Genomic DNA, 18,645 nt, shown 5'->3' on the forward strand with positions numbered 1-18,645 from the left:
CTTTAATGCGCAAGCTCATGGTTCTATCGCTGCTGCTGCTTACCTTGAGCGCCTGTGCGCTGTTCCCCAACCGCGACCCGGTCAACATTACGGTGGTCGGCATCGAGCCGCTGCAAAGCCAGGACCTGGAGGTACGCTTCGCCGTGAAGCTGCGGGTGCAAAACCCCAATGAAACGGCGATCGACTACAGCGGCGTAGCCCTGGACCTAGACGTGAATGGTCGGCCGCTGGCGTCGGGGGTGAGTGATCAAGCCGGTACCATTGCACGCTTTTCCGAGACCGTGCTGATGGTGCCGGTCAGCGTTTCGGCGTTTTCGGTGTTGCGTCAAACGCTGGGGCTGAGCCAGACCCAGAGCTTGAACAACTTGCCGTACGTACTGCGTGGCAAACTGGCCGGTGGGCTATTCGGCACCATGCGCTTCGTGGAGCGCGGTACGTTGGACCTGCCGAACACGGCGACCTGGTAACTGCCATGCAACCGATATTGCTCACTGAACGACTGATCCTGCGCCCGCTCACCCTGGACGACGCGGACGGTATCCAGCAGCAATTCCCGCATTGGGAAGTGGTGCGCTACCTCAATGCCCTGGTGCCCTGGCCCTACCCGGCTGACGGCGCACGCACTTATCTGCAACAGAACGCCCTGCCCGCCATGGCCCGTGGCGAGGAGTGGCACTGGTCGATCCGCCTCAACAGCGCGCCCGAGCAACTGATCGGCAATATCAGCCTGATGGACGAACAGGACAACAACCGAGGTTTCTGGCTGGGCCCGCAGTGGCAAGGCCAGGGCTTGATGAGCGAAGCCAGTGCGGCGGTGACCGAATACTGGTTCGGCACGCTCAAACGCCCGCTGCTGCGCGTGCCCAAGGCTGCGCCTAACCTGGGGTCACGGCGGATTTCCGAGCGCACGGGGATGCGGTTGATCCGCACGGATAACGGGGAGTTTGTAGAAGGGACTTTCCCACGCGAGCTGTGGGAAATGACCCGCGAGGAATGGCTTGAATCACAATTGCACAAGCGCTGAAAATTAATGTGGGCGCTGGCTTGCCTGCGATGGCGCCGGGTCAGCAGCAGAGGTGTTGACTGACACACCGCTATCGCAGGCAAGCCAGCGCCCACATTGTTCCAGCGGGTTTAGTCAGTGATGTAGCGCACACCCGGTTTGGCACGTTCATCGACCACCAGCTCAAAAACATCCGGCCGCGCGTAATGCCCCACTACGTCATAGTCATACCGCGCCCGCACCAGGTCATCGGTGTCGATCTGCGCGATCAATAACCCCGCCTCGCCCACCAGCGGCCCGGCCAGGATGTCGCCCATCGGCCCGACAATCACGCTGCCGCCGGCGATCAACGCGCGGTCTGATGGCCAGTTGGCAACCTTCACCCCCAGCGCCTCGGGAGAAGCCTGCACCTGACAGGCGCTCACCACAAAGCAGCGACCCTCATGGGCAATATGGCGCATGCTCACCTGCCACATCTCGCGCTCATCCACGGTCGGCGCGCACCACACCTCCACGCCCTTGGCGTACATCGCTGTGCGCAGTAACGGCATCATGTTTTCCCAGCACACTGCGCCGCCGATGCGGCCTACCGCTGCGTCGATCACCGGCAAGGTCGAGCCATCGCCCTTGCCCCAGATCAGCCGTTCGGTGCCGGTGGGCATCAACTTGCGGTGCTTGGCGACCAGGCCGCCCGACGGCTCGAAATACAGCACGGTGCAATACAGCGTACTGCCACTGCGCTCAATCACACCGAGTACCAGGCTCGCGCCGGTACGTGCCGACAACCCGGCCAGGGCCTCGGTCTCGATGCCCGGCACGTCGATGGCATTGGCAAAATACCGCGCAAAGGCTTCGCGGCCTTCCGGCAGGCGATAACCCAACTGCGTGCCAAAGCTTTCGCCCTTGGGATAGCCGCCGAGCAAGGCCTCCGGCATCACCACCAATTGCGCGCCACTGCGCAGTATTTCGTCCTCATAGGTCAGGATTTGTGCCAGGGTTTGCGCCTTGCCACCCGGCAGGGCGCCGATTTGCAATGCGGCCACGGTAGAAATAGGCATGACGAACACTCCGAACAAGGGGGGGTTGCCCATTCTCCGGCCAGCCAGGATCATGAATAAAGCCCACTTCAGTGCTGAATGATATGAGCCAAATGAATATCGCGCAGGTTGACCTTAACCTGCTGAAAACCTTCGAAGCCCTGCACGACGAGTCCAGCGCCAGCCGCGCGGCATTGCGCCTGGGCGTCACCCAGTCGGCAATCAGTGCCGGTTTGCGGCGCTTACGCGAAATGTATGGCGACCAGCTGTTCGTGCGCACTGGCCGTGGCTTGGCGCCGACCCTGCGGGCCAATCAGTTGAAGCCGGTCATCAGCGAGGCACTGGACCGCTGTCGGCAGAGCCTGGCGATGACCCATCCGACTCATCCCGACTACCAGGGACGGTCGGTGGTGCTGGGTTTGTCCGATGACTTCGAAATCGCCCACGGCTGCCGGCTAATGGAGGAAATAGCGCAACGCGCGCCCAAACTGCGGGTGATTTTCCGCCAGACCCATAGCCAAATCGTCGCCGCCGCCCTGCTCGACCGCACCCTGGACCTGGCGATTACCGCCGGCGGCTTTGCCGAGCGCCGGCTGAGCCGGCACGTGCTGGGAGACGGTGATTACCGCTGCCTGATAGACCCGCAAAGCCTGACGCCAGGCCAACACGGCATCAGCCTGGAAGAATTCGTCACGCGCGAGCATGTGCTGGTGTCGTCGGGAGGGTTTATCGGGATTACCGACGAAGGTTTGGCGGCGCAAGGGCTGAGCCGCCAGGTGTGCGCATCCACCAGCCATTTTGCCGCGCTGCCGTACTTGCTCAAGGGCAGCCAGGCGCTGGCGACGATTCCCGGGCATGCCGCCGAGGCCATTGCGCAGATGACCGGCTTGCGCGTGTTGCCCTGCCCGCTGGCGCTACCGCGCTACCCTGTGGAACTGGGCTGGCGCACCCAGGCCCAGCTTGATCCGGTGTTGCTTAAAGTACGTGAGGCGATTGTGGCGTGCTTTACTTAGCCGCAGCCATCAGCTTGTTGACTTCGCTGCGTACCATGTTGGAAAACTCCGGCGGTGACATCCCGTCCAGTTCCGCACGTACCCACTCAGCCCACTTGCCCTTGCGCTTGGCGCGCTCGCCGAACAAGCGTGCCGCTTCACCTTTGGCCTTGCCCAGGTTGGTTTGCCACAGGTCGTAGAGGCGGGACTTTTCATCTTCCAGCTCGGCGCGTTCGGCGAGGGTTTTGTTGGCCAGATTGAAGCTCATGTTGAATTACCTGCTGCACAAATAGGTGACATCTTACACTGTAGGTCGAAACTTCCAGATTCGGATTTTGCTCGAGCACACGCTATGGGCAAAAAAACTGCAACTTTTGCCGCAACCCGATACTCCATTGTTCACTGTCACATTTACCTGCAAGGAGTCACACAATGGCCCGCAAAACTGCCGCCCAAGCTGTCGAAGACCAAATCAAGGATCAAGCTTTCAGTGAACTGACGGCGCTGATCGAAGAATCGGACAAACTGCTCAAAAGCAGCGCGTCCCTGATAGGCGAAGAAGGCGAAACCTTGCGCGAGCAGGTTGCCATCAAGCTCAAGCAAGCGCTGGACTCGGTGTCCAACGTGCGCGAGCGCAGCAAGCCTGTCGTCGATGCCACCGAAACCTACATCGGTGGTCATCCATGGCAGACCGTGGCGATTTCCGCAGGCTTTGGCCTGGTGGTCGGCCTGCTGCTCGGTCGCCGCAACTGAGCAACGGGGGCTGCTGCCTGAGGCAGCGGCCCCTTTTAACCCTCGGCCAATTCCTGCAATTGCCGAAGGTCCTTCGCCTCAATCACAATACCTGTCTCCTGCGACTTCGCCCGTGTGCGATGACGCCGATCCCCCGGCAACCGCCGCAACCCCGCCGCATGCATCTGCCGCACCAACTCCTGGCTGCGCTCGGCGAAGTGTTGCCCGGCGGTTTTGCTTGGGTCGATCAGAATCAGTAGCTGTCCGGTCCACGGCGTGCGCGCGCCCGGGTGATCCGACCAATTGAATTCAAATGAGAAGTTGCCCCCGGTGAGCGCCGCTGCCAACAACTCGACCATCATCGACAGCGCCGAGCCTTTGTGGCCGCCAAACGGCAACAACGCCCCGCCCTCAAGAATCGCCTTGGGGTCCTGGGTCGGCTGGCCCAGGCTGTCGACGCCCATACCGGGCTCAAGGCGCTCGCCCTTGCGTGCGGCAATCTGCACGTCACCGTGGGCGATGGCGCTGGTGGCCAGGTCAAACACAATGGGCGCGCCGTCTGCCCGGGGTGCGGCAAACGCAATGGGATTGGTGCCGAACAGGGGCCGATCGGCGCCATGCGGCACTACGCAGGTCATGCTGTTGACCACGCTCAGCGCCACCAGCCCTTCTTCGGCGAAGGGTTCGACATCCGGCCACAACGCGGCGAAATGATGGGAGTTGTGAATAGCCAGCAACGCAATGCCGGCGCTGCGGGCCTTGGCTACCAGCTGTGAACGGGCCGCCGCCAGCGCCGGTTGGGCGAAGCCGTTGCAGGCGTCTACCCGCACGCAACCGGACGCGACGTCCGTGACCACCGGCACGGCTTTGCCGTCAACCCAGCCGCTGGCCAGCGTGCTGAGATACCCCGGAATCCGGAAGATGCCATGACTGTGGGCACCATCGCGTTCGGCGCTGGCGCAGTTGTGCGCCAGGATGGCAGCCACCTGCGGGGATGTGCCATGCCTGATAAAAATCTGTTGTAGCAATGCCACCAGCTCAGAGAAGCCGATTGAGGTTGATGCCGTGGCAACTGTCGGAGACTGCGCAGACATTTGAAGCTCCGTTTTTATGATTGGAAGGGGCAACGAATGAACATTCAGGCCGTTGATTAAACACCACGCACGCGGCCTGCTGTCAACTTGCACCGGGGCTGATTATTTACCCCTGCTCGCCGCCTGCGCCTATTTACGCTGCCAACTCCTATGCACATTGGAGGCAGACCATGATCCGCGCGACCCCTGCGTATTTTTTCGACGAGTTCCTGCTGCCCGTCAGCAGAAAAACACCCAGCGAGCGCGAGCGTGCGCTGGGGCTGACAGTCAAAGACCTGGATTGGCTGCATACGCTGTACTACGCCACCGATGCCGCCCGGCAGGATGCGCAACTGCGCGACCATCCCATGCGCGTCGAAAAGCTGATGATCCACGTTAGCGGCCAGCCTGCGATTCCAATGGCTGGGGCTTTCGTGATGAGCCCCAGCCCGGACGGTGGCAAGGCCCTGCTTTACACACCTTATGCGGGCATTCAGGTCTCAGACGATCATGCCTCGCTACTCGCCGCGGTCAGCGCGCAGTTGGCGGATGCGCAGCAGCGCGTGGACTTGATCAGGTTCCTGTCGATCGCCCAGCGCAACGCATTGCCCGTTGGCACGCCCATCACGTTGACCACCCTGATCGTCGAAGGCGCTGTCATGGAAGACCAGGAGCAAACCCTGCAGGTTTGCCAACAGGCGAACGTGCAAGCCATGCTTGGGCAACTGCAAAACATTCCCACGTTGCCCAGCATGCTCGACACACTGCTCGGCATCATGGCGCGGTCTTATTTCCCGGGCCTGGATCAACGTGATACGCGGGTGAACTGTTTTATACAAAACCTCGGGGACGCCAATCGACGCAGGGTGGATTCCCTGCCATTAAGCGAAGCACTCCTGCAGTTTTATGTAGGACATGCCTGGCCAAAAGAGCAAAGCCGCGAGTTCTTGAACCCGAAACATGTCACAACCGCCTTCAACCAGCGCCAGTTGGAACAAGATCGCCAACAGTGGGAGACCTTGATCGAACAGACCTCCAGCATGCTGTCAAAGCTGCTGGACAGCCTGCTGCAGACCTTCTGGAACGAAGACACAGACAACGGCACCTCACGCCTGGATTTTTTCGCACAGGTCATGGCGGATAAGTTTCGCGTCGATACCCTGCTCAAGCGCCAAAACAACCTCATCAGCGCCGACGAAAGTCACATGCTCCAGGCAATGTTCCTGAGTGATCAGGCCGCTCGCAGCGCCTACGCCACTCGCCTGAGTGTTGAAAAAGTACGTGTGTACGCGCCTTACCAGCACTACGTGGAGCTGGCCAGCACCCTGATGATCCACGAGAACAACGCTTACCTTTACACGCAGTCTCGTGGATTACAGGTGGTCAAAGACCTGGATGACCTGAAAGAGACGTTATTGAGCATGCTCAAGGCCGCGGGGCACGAAGACGAGCTACTCAATTTCCTGTCACTGGATGAGCGCAACGTGTTTATCGGCCTGGACCAGATAAACATCGCGACCCGGCCGGTGATGGGCAGCATTTTTCCCGGAATGATCGAAGACATCGCGCAAAAGCAAATCAGCAATATGAACCACGCACTGGAACTCTACCGGCGCAGCGATGGCCAGGTAGACCTGAGCGCCCTGCTCGATTACGCGCTGGATGTACGCACCATGCTGGATGATCGCCTCGCGCCGCTGGACACCGGTGGACGCTGGACCGTCCACCCCGCCACCAGCGGTAATGGCCGCCCCTCTACGGTAAAGGCCGAGCGCGCCAAGCTGCACCTTCAGCGCCTGAGGGCCGCCGAGAACACATTGGCCATCGAGCGCAAAAGTCATCCGACATTACGCAGCATGGTCGCCCACGCCCTGGACGCGCAACTGCAGTCACAGCGTCTGGATCTCAAGGCAGATGAAGTCTTTATCAACACCTACGACACGCAGGCCAAAGAACGTGAAGAGCGCCCGCCAGTCGCCTCCCTGAGCATGGTTGAGCACTTTATCGAGCGTCTGAGCATTAAAACCGGGCCCGTTCCCAACGTCGCCGGGATCGGTCTTTACGAGAAGCTCGACCCGCGTGTCGCCCTGCGGTTGCCCAGCATCACCGTAAGCAGGTTCAACAAGGTGATTGATGAAGGCTTGAAGGTGTTCGCCAGCCACGAGATGCGCGAACTCCCACGCCTGTTTCTCAGCAGCCTCAGCAACAAACACGCCCACTCGCTGCTGCTAGGGTTACGCAGCGAGGCCGAACTGAGGCTATTGGGTAAAACCCTGCCCTCTCGCAGCCAGGAAATACTCGACACCGTACTCAGGGCCGACAGCCTTGTGCGCTTGACGCGACATGGCCTCAACGGTTTTTTGCCGGATGCCTACGCTTTGACGCTGGATGTCGGCTCGCCGGTTAAATCCGTGCCGCTTGCCAATACGTTTTTACTGACTGAACGCGGCGGTATTGATCCGGATTTCTCCGGCCAGGTGGTGCTCTGGACGCCACGGCGCGGGCATGAGGCCTTTCCCTCGATTCAAGCCTTTCGCGAGGCGACAACAGAGCGTCTTGAGCACCCGATCGGGCGCTTGAGCCTGCTGGAAAACCTGCCCATTTCCCAGCGAGTGCTCCATCAGGTTTATCGATTGGGTCCCCTGCAACGCGTTGACGATAACGTGCTGGATAATCGCCTGAAAACCTACAGCGACTATGTCATGGACGGGGTTGACCACCTGCTCACCCTGAAATTGCCCGCCCGCGCGTTCCAGGACGGCCTGGACAGGGTCCTGGAGGAGGCGCCGCCCACCAACCTTGCACGGGCAATCGCGGTGGCCGACGGTATGATCAACCAGCAGGCCCTGCCGGTCTGGCTGGGAATGGCGCCGACACGAGACCAAATCCATCAGGCGGAGCTTCTCGAGCAGTACCACAACAGCGCCCCCGAAGAAGAAGACTACTTGCACGGGATCACGCCCTTGCGTGCGTACACCCTCACAGAACTGCAGAAGCTGCTCACGGCACGCTTTCCCGGCCAGCCCCTCAACCCCGACAACATTCTGATCCCCCTTCACCAGGCCCTCGACATCCATACCTACAGCCTGACCGACTTTGCCCTGCGGCACTGGCCTGACCTGGATGCCCAAAGCATTCGCCCACGCTCACGCACCGCCGCGCCGTTGCCGGACACGTTGGACGCAACTGCGGTGATTCAGATGGTCCGGCAGCTGGATCTGAAAACCGCCTACCAGACGCTGCTGCAAAGCCGGTTGAACAGTCAAACCGAGGAAGGCCGCAAACGCCGACGTTTGTTTTGCCGGCAATTACCTTGGCAATCGTTGCAATACGCCCACGAGCAAAAGCTGCAAGAGCGACTTTCCACGCAAGCCCTGAGCAGCGTTCAACAAATTTTCGACATGCCAGACGCCCTGGCGCGTGCGTCGCTCCCAGGTGCATCGGCCATGATTCGGCCGCTGGAGTTGATGGCGACCGAAGGCGCTACCCCCGTCAAGGTACTGGGCATGTACCTGATAGGTGATGAAACGGCAGGCGCGGCCCCCCTGGTACTTTATGCGCCCTACAGCGAAAACCATGTGTTCAAGGAATATGCGAACGAGCGAGCGTTGCTGGATGAACTGGAGAGGCCGGGGGAACTTCAGGACGGGGTCATCATGTATCTGGCGCACCCACATCAGGCCACTTACCGCAACTTGCTGCAAAACAACCATCATCGCCCCTCCGACCTTCGCCTCGCCTCGACCGCGATAAGCTCGAACGCCCTTCACTCCCTTTTCGCTGACAACACGCAGATCCTGCTCAAGATGCTTGCCTGCCAGTTCGAGAAAGGCGCCAAGGGGCTATGGGACAGAGTGACCGGCCTGTTGGGCAAAGAAATCCCCCCGGCTGTGCAATTCATGGCGGGCAAACTCGCGTACCCACTGGTGGTCTGGCGCAGCTATACGCTGTTCAAGCGTTCAGCCGAAGCCCTGCAATTGCACCAATGGAGGGCCGCATTAAAGGACTTTGTCAGAGGCGTGGCGCAAATGGCCTCTCTGCGCAGTGAGCTTGAGGGCACCGCACAACTGCCCCCCACGGGAAAGGAGGTGCCCGAGGCCGACCTGACAGACGAAACCCTGCCGACCGCCACCCGCCTGGCGACGCTGGACATCACCGCCCCCTCACGCACTCGGCTGCAGCCTTTCGAGGATCACGATATCGCCTTGAAGGACCTTGAAAAAAGCAGCGTCACCCATGTTTATAGCGACAAGAAGACGTTGAAAAACTATGTCCCGCTGGACGGCAAAGTGTATTCAGTCAAGAAAACCACCCAACGCTGGCGCCTGGCAAACACTGATCAGCGCGGCCCCTATGTTGGCCGCAATGCCAAGGGGCAGTGGGTGCTGGACCTCAGCCACCATAACCCACGCTTCGGCAAGGTCCTGTCGCGCATAAGAACACGCGGCGGCGAACGGGAGGCCATCAATATCCAGGCGACCGGCATCCGGGACATTGCGGCGCTGTCCAGCTGGAAAGCTCAAGTCATCAATGAGGCGTTGAACGTGGCGACTTACTACGCCGTCACGTGCAAGCGCAACATCACCCAGTTTTCCAGATCGCTCGACCCCAATAGCCGGGTAGGTCTCTTTTTGGGTGAAATGTTCGGTGTCATCAGCCTGACCCCTGATCAGTTGCAGAGGATCGAGAAGATAGTCGACGGGATGCTGGAGGAGTTGAGCGACCCGAGCTTGACCGGCCCCGATTCCAAGCGTTTTGTCAGCGGGACCAGCCGCTTGAACCCGACCGTGAGTTACGCCTTTGTGCTCGACGGGGACAAGGACCGTAAGCTGTATCTGCTCGATCGGTTCTTTGATCCGCATTTGGATGCTTACCAGAATCGCCTGAACTCACCCTTCGATATCTCGGCCCACGCCAGAGCCAGCGTACTGATACACGAGTTGACACACTTGAAGGCCAAGACTGCCGACATCGCCTACCTTGACAGTATGCGACCGTTCCCTGACCTGATGAATACGGCCAGACCCGGTGCTCGAGAGTTGAAGACCGACCTGGAGGATATACGCCGGACTGCACTGTCCACGTTGACGCCGGCAACCATGCTGTTCAAGACCTGGGATGATGTCACGGCTTCATGGGAAGACTATGGGGATGAAACGGATACCCGTCACGTCAAACGCATAGTCCTTAACGCCACGGGTGCGAAGAACCTCGACGACGCTCGGCAGGTGTTCATGAGTAACCCCGACAAACGCATTGACACCATCCTGGCCAACGCCGACTCAGTCACCTACCTGATGACTCATCTGGGCCGCCTTCTGGATCCGGGGGCCTGAGCAGCCCCCGCAGGTCACGTCAGTCTTTCTGGTCACGCAGGATGTTGCCCGACATGCCGTCGATGCGTGCTTCATAGACGGTGCCATCGGATTTGCGCCCTTTGACTTCCCAGTAGCCCTTGTCATCGGCTTCGGCGCTATAGACCTCGACATATGCCGCCTTGGTCTTGGCGGTCTCAATGGCTTTTTCGATGGTAATCCAGCCGGCACCAGGCTTATCGGCAAGGGCTGCGCCAGCACTCAGCAGCGCGGTGGTTGCACACAGGGCGACTACGGTTTTCTTGAGCATTTTCGATCTCCATTGGGGGGATGACGGACTCGTGTCCTGTATTTTCTGATATTTACAAACGAGAATAAGTTCCAATTGATATGCAATCGCCATGACGGCGGTTCTCGCCGTCTGCCTCCAGAGGTTAGAATGGGCGAAATCAGGATGAGCCCATGAGCGACAAGCCCCTTTCAGAAGCCGAATATGACGCCATCACCGACGCCGCCGCGCATTGGTGCATGCGACTGCATGCCAGTGATTGCACGGCGGGCGAGCGTCAGGCTTTTGCGCAATGGCACGATGCGCATCCACTGCACGCCTTCGAATACGCGGCCATGCTGGAAATCTGGGAGGTCGCCGATCACCTGCCGCGTCACGAACCGGCGCCGGTTGTGCTGCCGCTCACGCCGCGCCGCCGCTTGCGCACTTACGCGGTGGCCGCCGCTGTCTGCCTTGGCGCCTTGCCGCTTGCCGCCTTCACCGGCTGGGAAGCGGGTTGGTTGCCCAGCGCCTATGAACATTTCGAAGCCACCAATGACCAACGCAAGGTTACGCTCGGCGATGGCAGCCAGGTCGAGTTGAACCTGGGCACCGAGCTGGTGTTCAGCAACTACAAGGACCAACGCCGGGTCACCTTGAAAAAGGGCGAGGCATTTTTCAACGTTGCCCATGACAGCAAGCACCCGTTTATCGTGCGGGCGGGCGAGGGACAGGTGCGGGTCACAGGCACCCAATTCAACGTCTGGAAGTATGAGGACCAGGTGCGGGTGATGTTGCTTGAAGGCTCGGTGCAGATTTCCAGCGACCAGGCCCACGCCAGCGTCGCACTGAGCCCAGGCATGCAAGCCAGCTATCACCACGGTGACGCCGCCCCGCAGGTCGCCACCATCAACCCCAATGACGCAGGCCTGGCATGGCGCCAGGGCAAGCTGGTGCTCGACAACCTGGCGTTGACCGACGCGTTGCCGCTGATCAACCGCTACCTGAACAAACCGGTGATGCTGGCAGACGCCAGTACCGGAGCCATTCGCATCGGCGGCATCTACAACATCAATGAAGTCAACAACCTCGTCCCCTCCCTGCCCAAGGTTTTGCCGGTTTATCTGACGCAGAACCAGGATGGCAACCCCGTACTCAATGCCATCCCGCGTAAAGCACCCAAGGGCTAAGCCTTGTGCCTGCACCTGCGAGCCTGCTCGCGGCGACAGTGTCCATTTTTGAAACACCTCCCTCCCCTGAATCGCCCGCCCCGAGCGGATTCATCGTTTTGTCATGCCGACTGTTACACCGCTGAGACAGCCTTGACGTGGGGCTGCGCATAGAGGGCCGCGCGGGCACTGTCTCAACGGTGAAACACCACAGCGATCACAGGGGCTCGGTTTAATTACAACTCGCTGAATATCAACAACAAATAAAAAACGGCACGCGTTCTGCTCTTTCCCTTACAGCGCTGTTTAGGGTCAGCGCGAAGAATAAGGAACACTGCCGTGGACACACATAATCCGAGCTCACTGAGCCTCCTGCTGATCAGCTGTGTACTGAGTGCCAGCGCAAGCCTTCCGGCTTTGGCGGACGGTGACGGTGTGATTGTGATCCAGCGTCAGGTTCGACCTTATGCAATCGGTCGCTCACGCGGTAAAGACCCCTACCCCAACACCGTAAATGCCAACCCATCAGCCCAAGTCCTGCACGCTGCCAGCAATGAACTCAGCGACAACGACATCGCGGGTATCAGCACTGGCTCAAGCCTGACGCGCAGCATCATGCCCAATGGCGACATTACTGGCCTGAACACATTCGGTAGCAGTACAGGCCTGGGTGCCGGCAGCGCGGCCGGCCACACCAGTGGCGGCGGCATCTCCGGCACGGTCAATGGTGCGATATCCAGCGGTCTCGCCCCCTTGAACAACATCAGTGGCATGGTCGGGGGGGCAATGAAATGAACGGCTCCTGGATGCTCCTTGCGGCGCTCAGTTGCACAGCGGCGATGGCCGACAGCAACAACAACGCAACCATCACGAACTCCGGCAAGCAATACGACGGTGTGGTCTCGACCAACCAGGCAGCCGGCGACCAGCAACAGTTGAGCAACAACCTCGCCATTGCAGTGGGCCACAACGCCCTGGCAAACATTTCCGTCACACAAAAAATCAGCGGCGCTGCGGCCGACCGCTCCCTGAACGCTAACGCTGCGATCCAGGGCAACTCTTTCAGCAATGGCAACGGTGCACTGAGTGTCAACCAGTCCGCCGGGGCCCAGAACCAGATGATCAATGCCGTGCGAATCAGCGTGAATGCTGGCCCGCAGAGCATCGACGACAGCGTCATGTCGCAACAGACCGTTGCGCTTGCAACCGACTCAGGGTTGACCCCTACCACTGGCAGCCGCCTGGTCGTTACCAGCGACCAGGCCTTCACCGGCAGCCGTGGAGTGGTTCAGGTCAACCAGAGCGCCGGGGTGGGGAACCGAGTGGCTAACACCCTGAACTTACGACTCAACTGATGGAGCTGAGTCGATCGCTGGACCGCACCAACACTTAACCAACTAATTAGAAGCAAGGAGATACACCATGAAAACTACAATGGCTCTCAAACCACTGGCTTTCGCTCTCGCTGCGCTCATGGCTGTTGCTGCTCAAGCGGGTCAACCCAACCATCATCCACAGCCAGCGCCTACCACCGCTTCCGCGACCACGCTGGATGGTCAAACCAACCACGGCAACGTGGTCACCAATGAAAAAACCAAAAACAACGCGTCAGCCAATGATTCCTACAACAACATCAGTGGCGTGGCCAACGGCAACGTGCTGAGCGGCGACAACAACCAAGGCAAAAACGATGTGGCCATCGTTTCCGGCGATGCAGACTTCGTGTTCGCCAGTGCCGGCGCCGCACAGTCGAACACCGGCAACAAGGTGCTCAACAGTGCCACTAAAAACAATGCTTCTCTGAACGACAGCGGCAACCACGCTTCGGGCATCATTCAACTGAACTCCGAAGCAGGCACCTCCAACCAAGGCAGCAGCAGCGTTGCAATTGCTTCCGGCAACGGCACCAGTGGCGCCGCAACCGTCACCGGCGTGCAGGACGTGTCGGGCAACCTGACCCTCAACCTGAGCAGCGGCCACGGCTGGAGCACCAAACCCGTGGTCAACAATGCCAGCGTGAACAACTCGATGAACTTCAGTTCTGGGATATCGAACTCCAACGTTCTGTCGGGCAGCGGCAACCAAGGTCAGAACAACGTAGCAGTCACTCGCTTCTGATCCAGATCGGGCCCTGGCAACAGGGCCCTTTTTATTCCAGCGTCCAACAGGTCATACGATCATGCGCCTCGGAGCCCTCCTTCTGCTGCTAGCACTCACCGGCCCGACCTGGGCAGCGCAAATGGCAGTGGTCATGCCCAATGGCGCGGTGGTCTACAAGAAAGTCGAGAGCATCCGTGAACGCAAGTTCGCCAACCTGGTGGAACAGAAAACCGATTTCAGCTGTGGCGCCGCCGCACTGGCGACCATCCTGCGCCAAGCCTATTGGATGGATGTGGATGAAGACCACGTCATCAAGGGCATGCTGGTCAACGCCGACCAGAATCTGGTGCGCACCCAGGGTTTCTCCATGCTCGACATGAAGCGCTACCTGGAAAGCATCCATATGCGCGCCAAGGGCTACCGGATTACACCTGAGGTACTCATCACCGTAAAAGTGCCGGTCGTGGTGTTGTTGGACATTCGCGGCTACAAGCACTTCGTGGTGTTGCAGCGAGCCGACAAAGACTGGGCCTATATCGGCGACCCCGTGCTGGGCAACAAGCGCTACGCCAAGGACGATTTCGTCAAGGGTTGGAATGGCATCGTATTCGCCGTCATCGGCGAGGGCTATGACAAGACCAACGCCCTGCTGACCCCGCCCACCCCGCTGACCGCCAAGAGCCAACTGAACGGGTTCAGCCCGGTACGCGACAGTGAACTGATGGACTTCGGTTTTATCCAGAGCGACTTCTTTTAGAGGCGCAATAAGGAGCAGGACGCTCCAGGAGCAAACGATGAACACTCTCCGTTGGCTGACGGTCATGTGCCTGGCAGCCACTGCACCTGCTTATGCTTCCTCGGCGTTCAAGCCGATCGAACTCAAGGACTCGGAAATGGCCGAGCTGCGCGGACGCTATGTGATGCCGGGACGGATTATCAGTTTTGGTATCGTCATGAGCAGCACCTGGACCAACGCCGCCGGTGCAACCGTTACTGGCAGCGCCAATATGCAAGTCAATGCGTCCACCGTCACCCCTCAGTTTTATGTGCAAGTCACCGGCAATGATGGCAACGGCATCGTCAAGCAACCTCAAGGCACCGGCACGGTAATCGGAGGCTCCGGCCTCGGGACGGGACAGGGCGTGACGCAAAGCGTACGCGCAGCAGGCGACGGCAACACCGCCAGCAACGGCGTGGACATCAACGTCACCCAAAACGGTTTGGCCCCCGCCAACTACGTACAGTCAGGCCAAGCGCTGATGGCAGGCCAGCCCATCAGCGGTGGCACCGCTGCAGGGCAAGTAACGGTAACGGCGAATAACGGCGGGCTGCAAATGGCACTTCAGGCCAATAACAACCAGGGCAATGTGGTGCAGCAAATTGGCGGTGGCAACGTCCTGCAAGGCACGGTTATTCAGGGCAACAGCAACTTTGTGAACAATATGACCCAACTCAACGTGGTGCTGGGCAACAACGGTTTAAACAACATCAACCAGAACCTTAACCTCGATCAACTCAAAGGCCTCCGCCCTTCCGGTTATTGAACTACGCTGAGCCACGGCACTTACGCATTAGAAAGGGACGGCTTATTTCATGCATCGATCGATATCGTTACGTACCGTGATTTGTTTGAGTACGCTATTGCCGGCATCCATGCTGTATGCCGCGCCGGACGCCGACATCGAAACCTTGAAGCAGCAACTTTTAGAGCTCAAGCAACGCTATGAAGTGCAGCAAAAAGCACTGGCCGTGCTGGAGCAACGTGTACGACAAGTAGAAGACCAACCTGCAACGCCCGCCCCTAAACGCTTGGCAAAATCTCCGGCCGACTTTCAGAAAGGCGGCACTACCGTGGCAGGTCATACGCCTGGAGTGGGCGCAGCTGCGGCGTCGGGTGGCGCGGGCGGCGGCAGTTCCTACGGGCAAAGCCTCAAGGACGATTCGGCCCCGGCACAAAGTGTCAGCAACCTCTATAACGAGGCCAGCGGCTTTTTCGGCAACGGCAAATTCAGCTTTGAAACCGGCGTCACCTATGCCCGCTACGACGCCCGGCAGTTATCCCTCAACGGCTTTTTGGCGCTGGACTCGATCTTCCTCGGGAATATCAACCTGGACCGAATCAAATCCGACAGTTGGACGCTGGACCTGACCGGGCGCTACAACCTGGACAACCGCTGGCAGTTCGACCTGAACGTGCCGGTGGTTTACCGCGAATCGACGTATCAGTCGGGAGGTGTCAACGGCGACGCCAACGCAATGTCGGAAGCCTCCGTCACTCGAAACCCAACCATCGGTGACGTCAACTTTGGTGTCGCCTACAAATTCCTTGATGAGACTGCCAACCTGCCGGACGCCGTGGTATCGGTGCGCGTCAAGGCCCCCACTGGCGAGGAGCCCTATGGCATCAAGCTGATCGAGCAAGCCAATAACAATAACCTTGCCGTGCCGGAAAGCCTGCCGACGGGTAACGGTGTGTGGTCGGTGACGCCAGGCATCTCCCTGGTGAAAACCTTCGATCCGGCGGTGCTGTTCGGTTCGCTGTCGTATACCCATAACTTCGAGGAGTCGTTCGGCGATATCAGCCCCAACGTCAATCAGAAAGTCCCCGGTAAAATCAGCTTGGGCGACAGCTTTCAACTGGGCGTAGGGGTAGCCTTCGCGCTTAACGAGAAAATGAGCATGTCGTTTTCCGTGTCGGACCTGGTGCAGCGCAAAAGCAAGATCAAGCAGACCGGTCAAGACTGGCAATCGGTGGTTTCCAGCGACGCCAACGCTGGTTATTTCAACGTGGGCATGACCATTGCCGCTTCGGAAAACCTCACCATCGTACCGAACCTGTCAATCGGCATGACGGATGATGCACCGGACTTCACGTTCAGCTTGAAATTCCCGTACTACTTTTAAAGCACGCAAGGAAAAGCCCCGCAACGATAAGGGTCGTTGCGGGGCTTTTCGGTTTACCCGCCCTAGCGGATCTGGTGTTTGTGCAGCAACCGGTAGAACGTCGGCCGGGACACGCCCAGCATGCGGGCCGCGACGCTCAGGTTGTCGCTGTACCGGTTGAGCACATCACACAACGCCTGACGTTCGGCGCGGTGCTTATAATCTTCCAGTGTAGCCATCGGCGGCACGATTGCTTGTTCGTCCTGGAGTCCCAGATCAACGGCTTCGATCTGGCGCCCTTCGGCCAGCACCAGGCCACGGCGCACACGGTTGGCCAGCTCGCGCACATTGCCCGGCCAAGGGTGTTGCCCCATCGCGACGAGGGCCTCCTCGCTGAAACTGCGGGCTCGACGCCCGGTTTCCTGACTGTAGAAGCGCGAGAAGTGATTGGCCAGCATGGCCACGTCGCCATGCCGCTCACGCAGGGGCGCAGTCACCACCTGCAGAACGTTGAGCCGGTAATACAAGTCTTCTCGAAACGTGCCCTTCTCGACCGCCGCTTCCAGATCAACGTGAGTGGCTGCCAACACCCGCACATCCACCGCAATGGGCTGGCTGCCGCCAACGCGCTCGATCTGTTTCTCCTGGAGAAAGCGCAGCAGATTGGCTTGCAACTCCATCGGCAAATCACCGATTTCATCGAGAAACAGCGTGCCGCCGTGGGCCGCCTCAATGCGCCCGACCTTACGCTGGTGAGCACCGGTGAACGCACCCTTTTCATGGCCGAACAGTTCGGACTGGATAAGGTGCTCGGGAATCGCGCCGCAGTTGATTGCGACAAACGGCTTGGCATGGCGCTGGGATTGACGATGCAGGGTCTTGGCCACCAACTCTTTGCCGGTGCCGCTGTCCCCCCGAATCAACACGGGAGACTCCGTTGGCGCAAGTTTGGCCAGTAATTTGCGCAACTCGCGGATGGGTCGGCTGTCACCCAGCAACTCGTGTTCCTGCGCCTCAATCAGCGCGTGGCCTTTGCCCCGCAGGCGCGCCATGCCGAACGCGCGCCCGAGGGTGACCTGCACGCGTGCAACATCAAACGGCAAGGTGTGGAAGTCGAAAAACCACTCACAGACGAAATCACCGACATTTTGCAGGCGCAAAACATCCTGGCTGAGTACCGCAATCCACTCGGTGCCGCTGCGGCTGATCAGCTCCTTGACCGCTTCGGGGCGCTCGAGGTGAAAGGGCTGTAATCGCAACAGCCCCACATCGCACGACCGATCGCCGACGGCGCCCAATGCACAGTTGTCCACCTCCCACCCGGCAGTGCGCAGGCCGGGCAATAGCCCGTGACAGTCATCGCAGGGGTCAACCACCAGCAGGCGTCGCTGAACAGGTGTAACAACCATGACTATTCCTTGGCGCCAATATTGTTAAAGTTATTTAGAAACAAAGGTTTGTGAGGCCTGTCGCTAACACTAGCAAGGTATTGACGCTGTTCTTGTACCGTTTCGCTATAAGTGTTGGCAGAAAGCCACTGCGCGGCTGTTGCGGGTAAAAAGTTGCAGCGCTGGAAAGCGTTCATTGGGCTGTTAAAACAGTCGCTTACATGACGTCAATCACGAAAGGTTGAAAATTCTTGTTCTAAGATGTGACCCGTACCCCGCCATCGTGCATCAGTACAAGTAACTCGCCGCCTGGCTCGCCCAACCGACGGCATTCACTTGATTGGGCATTTAGAGAGAAGACCCACATGAACGCCCCGCTCCGCATCAACGAAGCTCTTTTGATCGCAGACCGTGCTTTCCAGCCCTTTCAGTGCGTGGCCTGGCACGATGGCAATGGCGCTCTCAGCCTGAGCGTCATCGACCGTACCAATACCCGTATCGGCAGCAAACAACTGACGTCGAGCACGTATAGCGACCCGGCGCAATTGGAAGATTTGTTGTTGCAGGCCCGAGCCGAACTCGACAAAAACGGCCATCAGTTAAAGTCGTGGGCAATGCCGAAGTAAATCGATACTGCAACGTGCGCTCATTGCATGACTGCAACACAATGAGCGCACGTTCAGTA

Annotated in this window: 18 protein-coding genes; 13 read left to right on the top strand and 5 right to left on the bottom strand. The window is 59.3% G+C overall.

All coding sequences use genetic code 11. The features are described from left to right. Positions 1-5: 5 nt before the first annotated feature. The gene (locus ACDZ94_RS19130; RefSeq protein WP_064452707.1) at positions 6-467 is read left to right on the top strand and encodes an LEA type 2 family protein; all 462 of its coding nucleotides are present in this window, start codon (positions 6-8) and stop codon (positions 465-467) included. Positions 468-472: 5 nt separating this feature from the next. Then, entirely contained in the window at positions 473-1,024 is a 552-nt protein-coding gene (locus ACDZ94_RS19135; protein WP_064452708.1) for a GNAT family N-acetyltransferase, read from the top strand. Positions 1,025-1,134: 110 nt separating this feature from the next. Here the strand turns inward: ACDZ94_RS19135 and ACDZ94_RS19140 are convergent, their stop codons facing one another. Then, complete coding sequence (locus ACDZ94_RS19140; RefSeq protein ID WP_064452709.1) at positions 1,135-2,061, bottom strand: carbon-nitrogen hydrolase family protein; 927 nt, start codon at positions 2,059-2,061, stop codon at positions 1,135-1,137. A gap of 92 nt (positions 2,062-2,153) precedes the next feature. Here ACDZ94_RS19140 and ACDZ94_RS19145 point away from each other — a divergent pair, with 92 nt between their 5' ends. Further along, positions 2,154-3,053, top strand: a complete 900-nt coding sequence (locus ACDZ94_RS19145; RefSeq protein WP_432750597.1) for a LysR family transcriptional regulator — start codon at positions 2,154-2,156, stop codon at positions 3,051-3,053. Here ACDZ94_RS19145 and ACDZ94_RS19150 read toward each other — a convergent pair. Further along, positions 3,046-3,300: a hypothetical protein gene (locus ACDZ94_RS19150; protein ID WP_003190904.1), complete on the bottom strand. Its 255-nt coding sequence runs from the start codon at positions 3,298-3,300 to the stop codon at positions 3,046-3,048. The genes ACDZ94_RS19145 and ACDZ94_RS19150 overlap by 8 nt on opposite strands. Before the next feature lie 164 nt (positions 3,301-3,464). On the opposite strand from ACDZ94_RS19150, the gene ACDZ94_RS19155 reads away from it, so the two are divergent. Further along, entirely contained in the window at positions 3,465-3,785 is a 321-nt protein-coding gene (locus ACDZ94_RS19155) for a DUF883 family protein (RefSeq protein WP_064452711.1), read from the top strand. Between the two features lie 35 nt (positions 3,786-3,820). Here ACDZ94_RS19155 and ACDZ94_RS19160 read toward each other — a convergent pair whose 3' ends face one another. Next, positions 3,821-4,858: an Ldh family oxidoreductase gene (locus ACDZ94_RS19160; protein WP_262664972.1), complete on the bottom strand. Its 1,038-nt coding sequence runs from the start codon at positions 4,856-4,858 to the stop codon at positions 3,821-3,823. Positions 4,859-5,028: 170 nt separating this feature from the next. Between ACDZ94_RS19160 and ACDZ94_RS19165 the strand changes: the two genes are divergently transcribed. Next, the gene (locus tag ACDZ94_RS19165; protein ID WP_432750598.1) at positions 5,029-10,173 is read left to right on the top strand and encodes a dermonecrotic toxin domain-containing protein; all 5,145 of its coding nucleotides are present in this window, start codon (positions 5,029-5,031) and stop codon (positions 10,171-10,173) included. Positions 10,174-10,192: 19 nt separating this feature from the next. Here ACDZ94_RS19165 and ACDZ94_RS19170 read toward each other — a convergent pair whose 3' ends face one another. Then, positions 10,193-10,462 (bottom strand): PepSY domain-containing protein, encoded by a 270-nt coding sequence (locus ACDZ94_RS19170; RefSeq protein WP_064452714.1) that lies wholly within the window; start codon positions 10,460-10,462, stop codon positions 10,193-10,195. Between the two features lie 152 nt (positions 10,463-10,614). Here ACDZ94_RS19170 and ACDZ94_RS19175 point away from each other — a divergent pair, with 152 nt between their 5' ends. From ACDZ94_RS19175 to ACDZ94_RS19205, 7 genes are all read left to right on the top strand, one after another. Next, complete coding sequence (locus ACDZ94_RS19175) at positions 10,615-11,610, top strand: FecR family protein (RefSeq protein WP_064452715.1); 996 nt, start codon at positions 10,615-10,617, stop codon at positions 11,608-11,610. A 318-nt stretch (positions 11,611-11,928) separates the two neighbouring features. Then, positions 11,929-12,384, top strand: coding sequence for a hypothetical protein (locus ACDZ94_RS19180; RefSeq protein WP_432750599.1), 456 nt, complete (start codon positions 11,929-11,931; stop codon positions 12,382-12,384). Next, complete coding sequence (locus ACDZ94_RS19185; protein ID WP_432750600.1) at positions 12,381-12,944, top strand: adhesin; 564 nt, start codon at positions 12,381-12,383, stop codon at positions 12,942-12,944. Before ACDZ94_RS19180 ends, ACDZ94_RS19185 begins: the two co-directional genes overlap by 4 nt. Before the next feature lie 67 nt (positions 12,945-13,011). After that, the gene (locus tag ACDZ94_RS19190; protein ID WP_432750601.1) at positions 13,012-13,707 is read left to right on the top strand and encodes a heme utilization protein; all 696 of its coding nucleotides are present in this window, start codon (positions 13,012-13,014) and stop codon (positions 13,705-13,707) included. A gap of 61 nt (positions 13,708-13,768) precedes the next feature. After that, complete coding sequence (locus ACDZ94_RS19195; protein WP_221294951.1) at positions 13,769-14,446, top strand: C39 family peptidase; 678 nt, start codon at positions 13,769-13,771, stop codon at positions 14,444-14,446. Between the two features lie 37 nt (positions 14,447-14,483). Continuing rightward, positions 14,484-15,233: a hypothetical protein gene (locus ACDZ94_RS19200; RefSeq protein ID WP_064452720.1), complete on the top strand. Its 750-nt coding sequence runs from the start codon at positions 14,484-14,486 to the stop codon at positions 15,231-15,233. Positions 15,234-15,282: 49 nt separating this feature from the next. Next, positions 15,283-16,593 carry a transporter gene (locus ACDZ94_RS19205; RefSeq protein ID WP_064452721.1) on the top strand — a complete coding sequence of 437 codons (1,311 nt, stop codon included), beginning with the start codon at positions 15,283-15,285 and terminating at the stop codon, positions 16,591-16,593. Between the two features lie 62 nt (positions 16,594-16,655). Here ACDZ94_RS19205 and ACDZ94_RS19210 read toward each other — a convergent pair whose 3' ends face one another. Continuing rightward, entirely contained in the window at positions 16,656-17,981 is a 1,326-nt protein-coding gene (locus tag ACDZ94_RS19210) for a sigma 54-interacting transcriptional regulator (protein WP_432750602.1), read from the bottom strand. A 344-nt stretch (positions 17,982-18,325) separates the two neighbouring features. Between ACDZ94_RS19210 and ACDZ94_RS19215 the strand changes: the two genes are divergently transcribed. Beyond that, positions 18,326-18,586, top strand: coding sequence for a hypothetical protein (locus ACDZ94_RS19215; RefSeq protein ID WP_064452723.1), 261 nt, complete (start codon positions 18,326-18,328; stop codon positions 18,584-18,586). The last annotated feature ends 59 nt before the right edge of the window (positions 18,587-18,645 follow it).

It is taken from the genome of Pseudomonas sp. UBT (assembly GCF_050915955.1).
Taxonomy (GTDB): Bacteria; Pseudomonadota; Gammaproteobacteria; order Pseudomonadales; family Pseudomonadaceae; genus Aquipseudomonas; species Aquipseudomonas antarctica_A.

Bases quoted from the DNA above. Each gene is read 5' to 3' on its own strand.
- ACDZ94_RS19175 (WP_064452715.1), top strand. From the start codon at position 10,615: ATGAGCGACAAGCCCCTTTCAGAAGCCGAATATGACGCCATCACCGAC.
- ACDZ94_RS19165 (WP_432750598.1), top strand. From the start codon at position 5,029: ATGATCCGCGCGACCCCTGCGTATTTTTTCGACGAGTTCCTGCTGCCC.
- ACDZ94_RS19140 (WP_064452709.1), bottom strand. From the start codon at position 2,061: ATGCCTATTTCTACCGTGGCCGCATTGCAAATCGGCGCCCTGCCGGGT.
- ACDZ94_RS19195 (WP_221294951.1), top strand. From the start codon at position 13,769: ATGCGCCTCGGAGCCCTCCTTCTGCTGCTAGCACTCACCGGCCCGACC.
- ACDZ94_RS19190 (WP_432750601.1), top strand. From the start codon at position 13,012: ATGAAAACTACAATGGCTCTCAAACCACTGGCTTTCGCTCTCGCTGCG.
- ACDZ94_RS19135 (WP_064452708.1), top strand. From the start codon at position 473: ATGCAACCGATATTGCTCACTGAACGACTGATCCTGCGCCCGCTCACC.
- ACDZ94_RS19160 (WP_262664972.1), bottom strand. From the start codon at position 4,858: ATGTCTGCGCAGTCTCCGACAGTTGCCACGGCATCAACCTCAATCGGC.
- ACDZ94_RS19155 (WP_064452711.1), top strand. From the start codon at position 3,465: ATGGCCCGCAAAACTGCCGCCCAAGCTGTCGAAGACCAAATCAAGGAT.
- ACDZ94_RS19130 (WP_064452707.1), top strand. From the start codon at position 6: ATGCGCAAGCTCATGGTTCTATCGCTGCTGCTGCTTACCTTGAGCGCC.
- ACDZ94_RS19170 (WP_064452714.1), bottom strand. From the start codon at position 10,462: ATGCTCAAGAAAACCGTAGTCGCCCTGTGTGCAACCACCGCGCTGCTG.
- ACDZ94_RS19150 (WP_003190904.1), bottom strand. From the start codon at position 3,300: ATGAGCTTCAATCTGGCCAACAAAACCCTCGCCGAACGCGCCGAGCTG.
- ACDZ94_RS19210 (WP_432750602.1), bottom strand. From the start codon at position 17,981: ATGGTTGTTACACCTGTTCAGCGACGCCTGCTGGTGGTTGACCCCTGC.
- ACDZ94_RS19205 (WP_064452721.1), top strand. From the start codon at position 15,283: ATGCATCGATCGATATCGTTACGTACCGTGATTTGTTTGAGTACGCTA.
- ACDZ94_RS19215 (WP_064452723.1), top strand. From the start codon at position 18,326: ATGAACGCCCCGCTCCGCATCAACGAAGCTCTTTTGATCGCAGACCGT.
- ACDZ94_RS19145 (WP_432750597.1), top strand. From the start codon at position 2,154: ATGAATATCGCGCAGGTTGACCTTAACCTGCTGAAAACCTTCGAAGCC.
- ACDZ94_RS19200 (WP_064452720.1), top strand. From the start codon at position 14,484: ATGAACACTCTCCGTTGGCTGACGGTCATGTGCCTGGCAGCCACTGCA.
- ACDZ94_RS19185 (WP_432750600.1), top strand. From the start codon at position 12,381: ATGAACGGCTCCTGGATGCTCCTTGCGGCGCTCAGTTGCACAGCGGCG.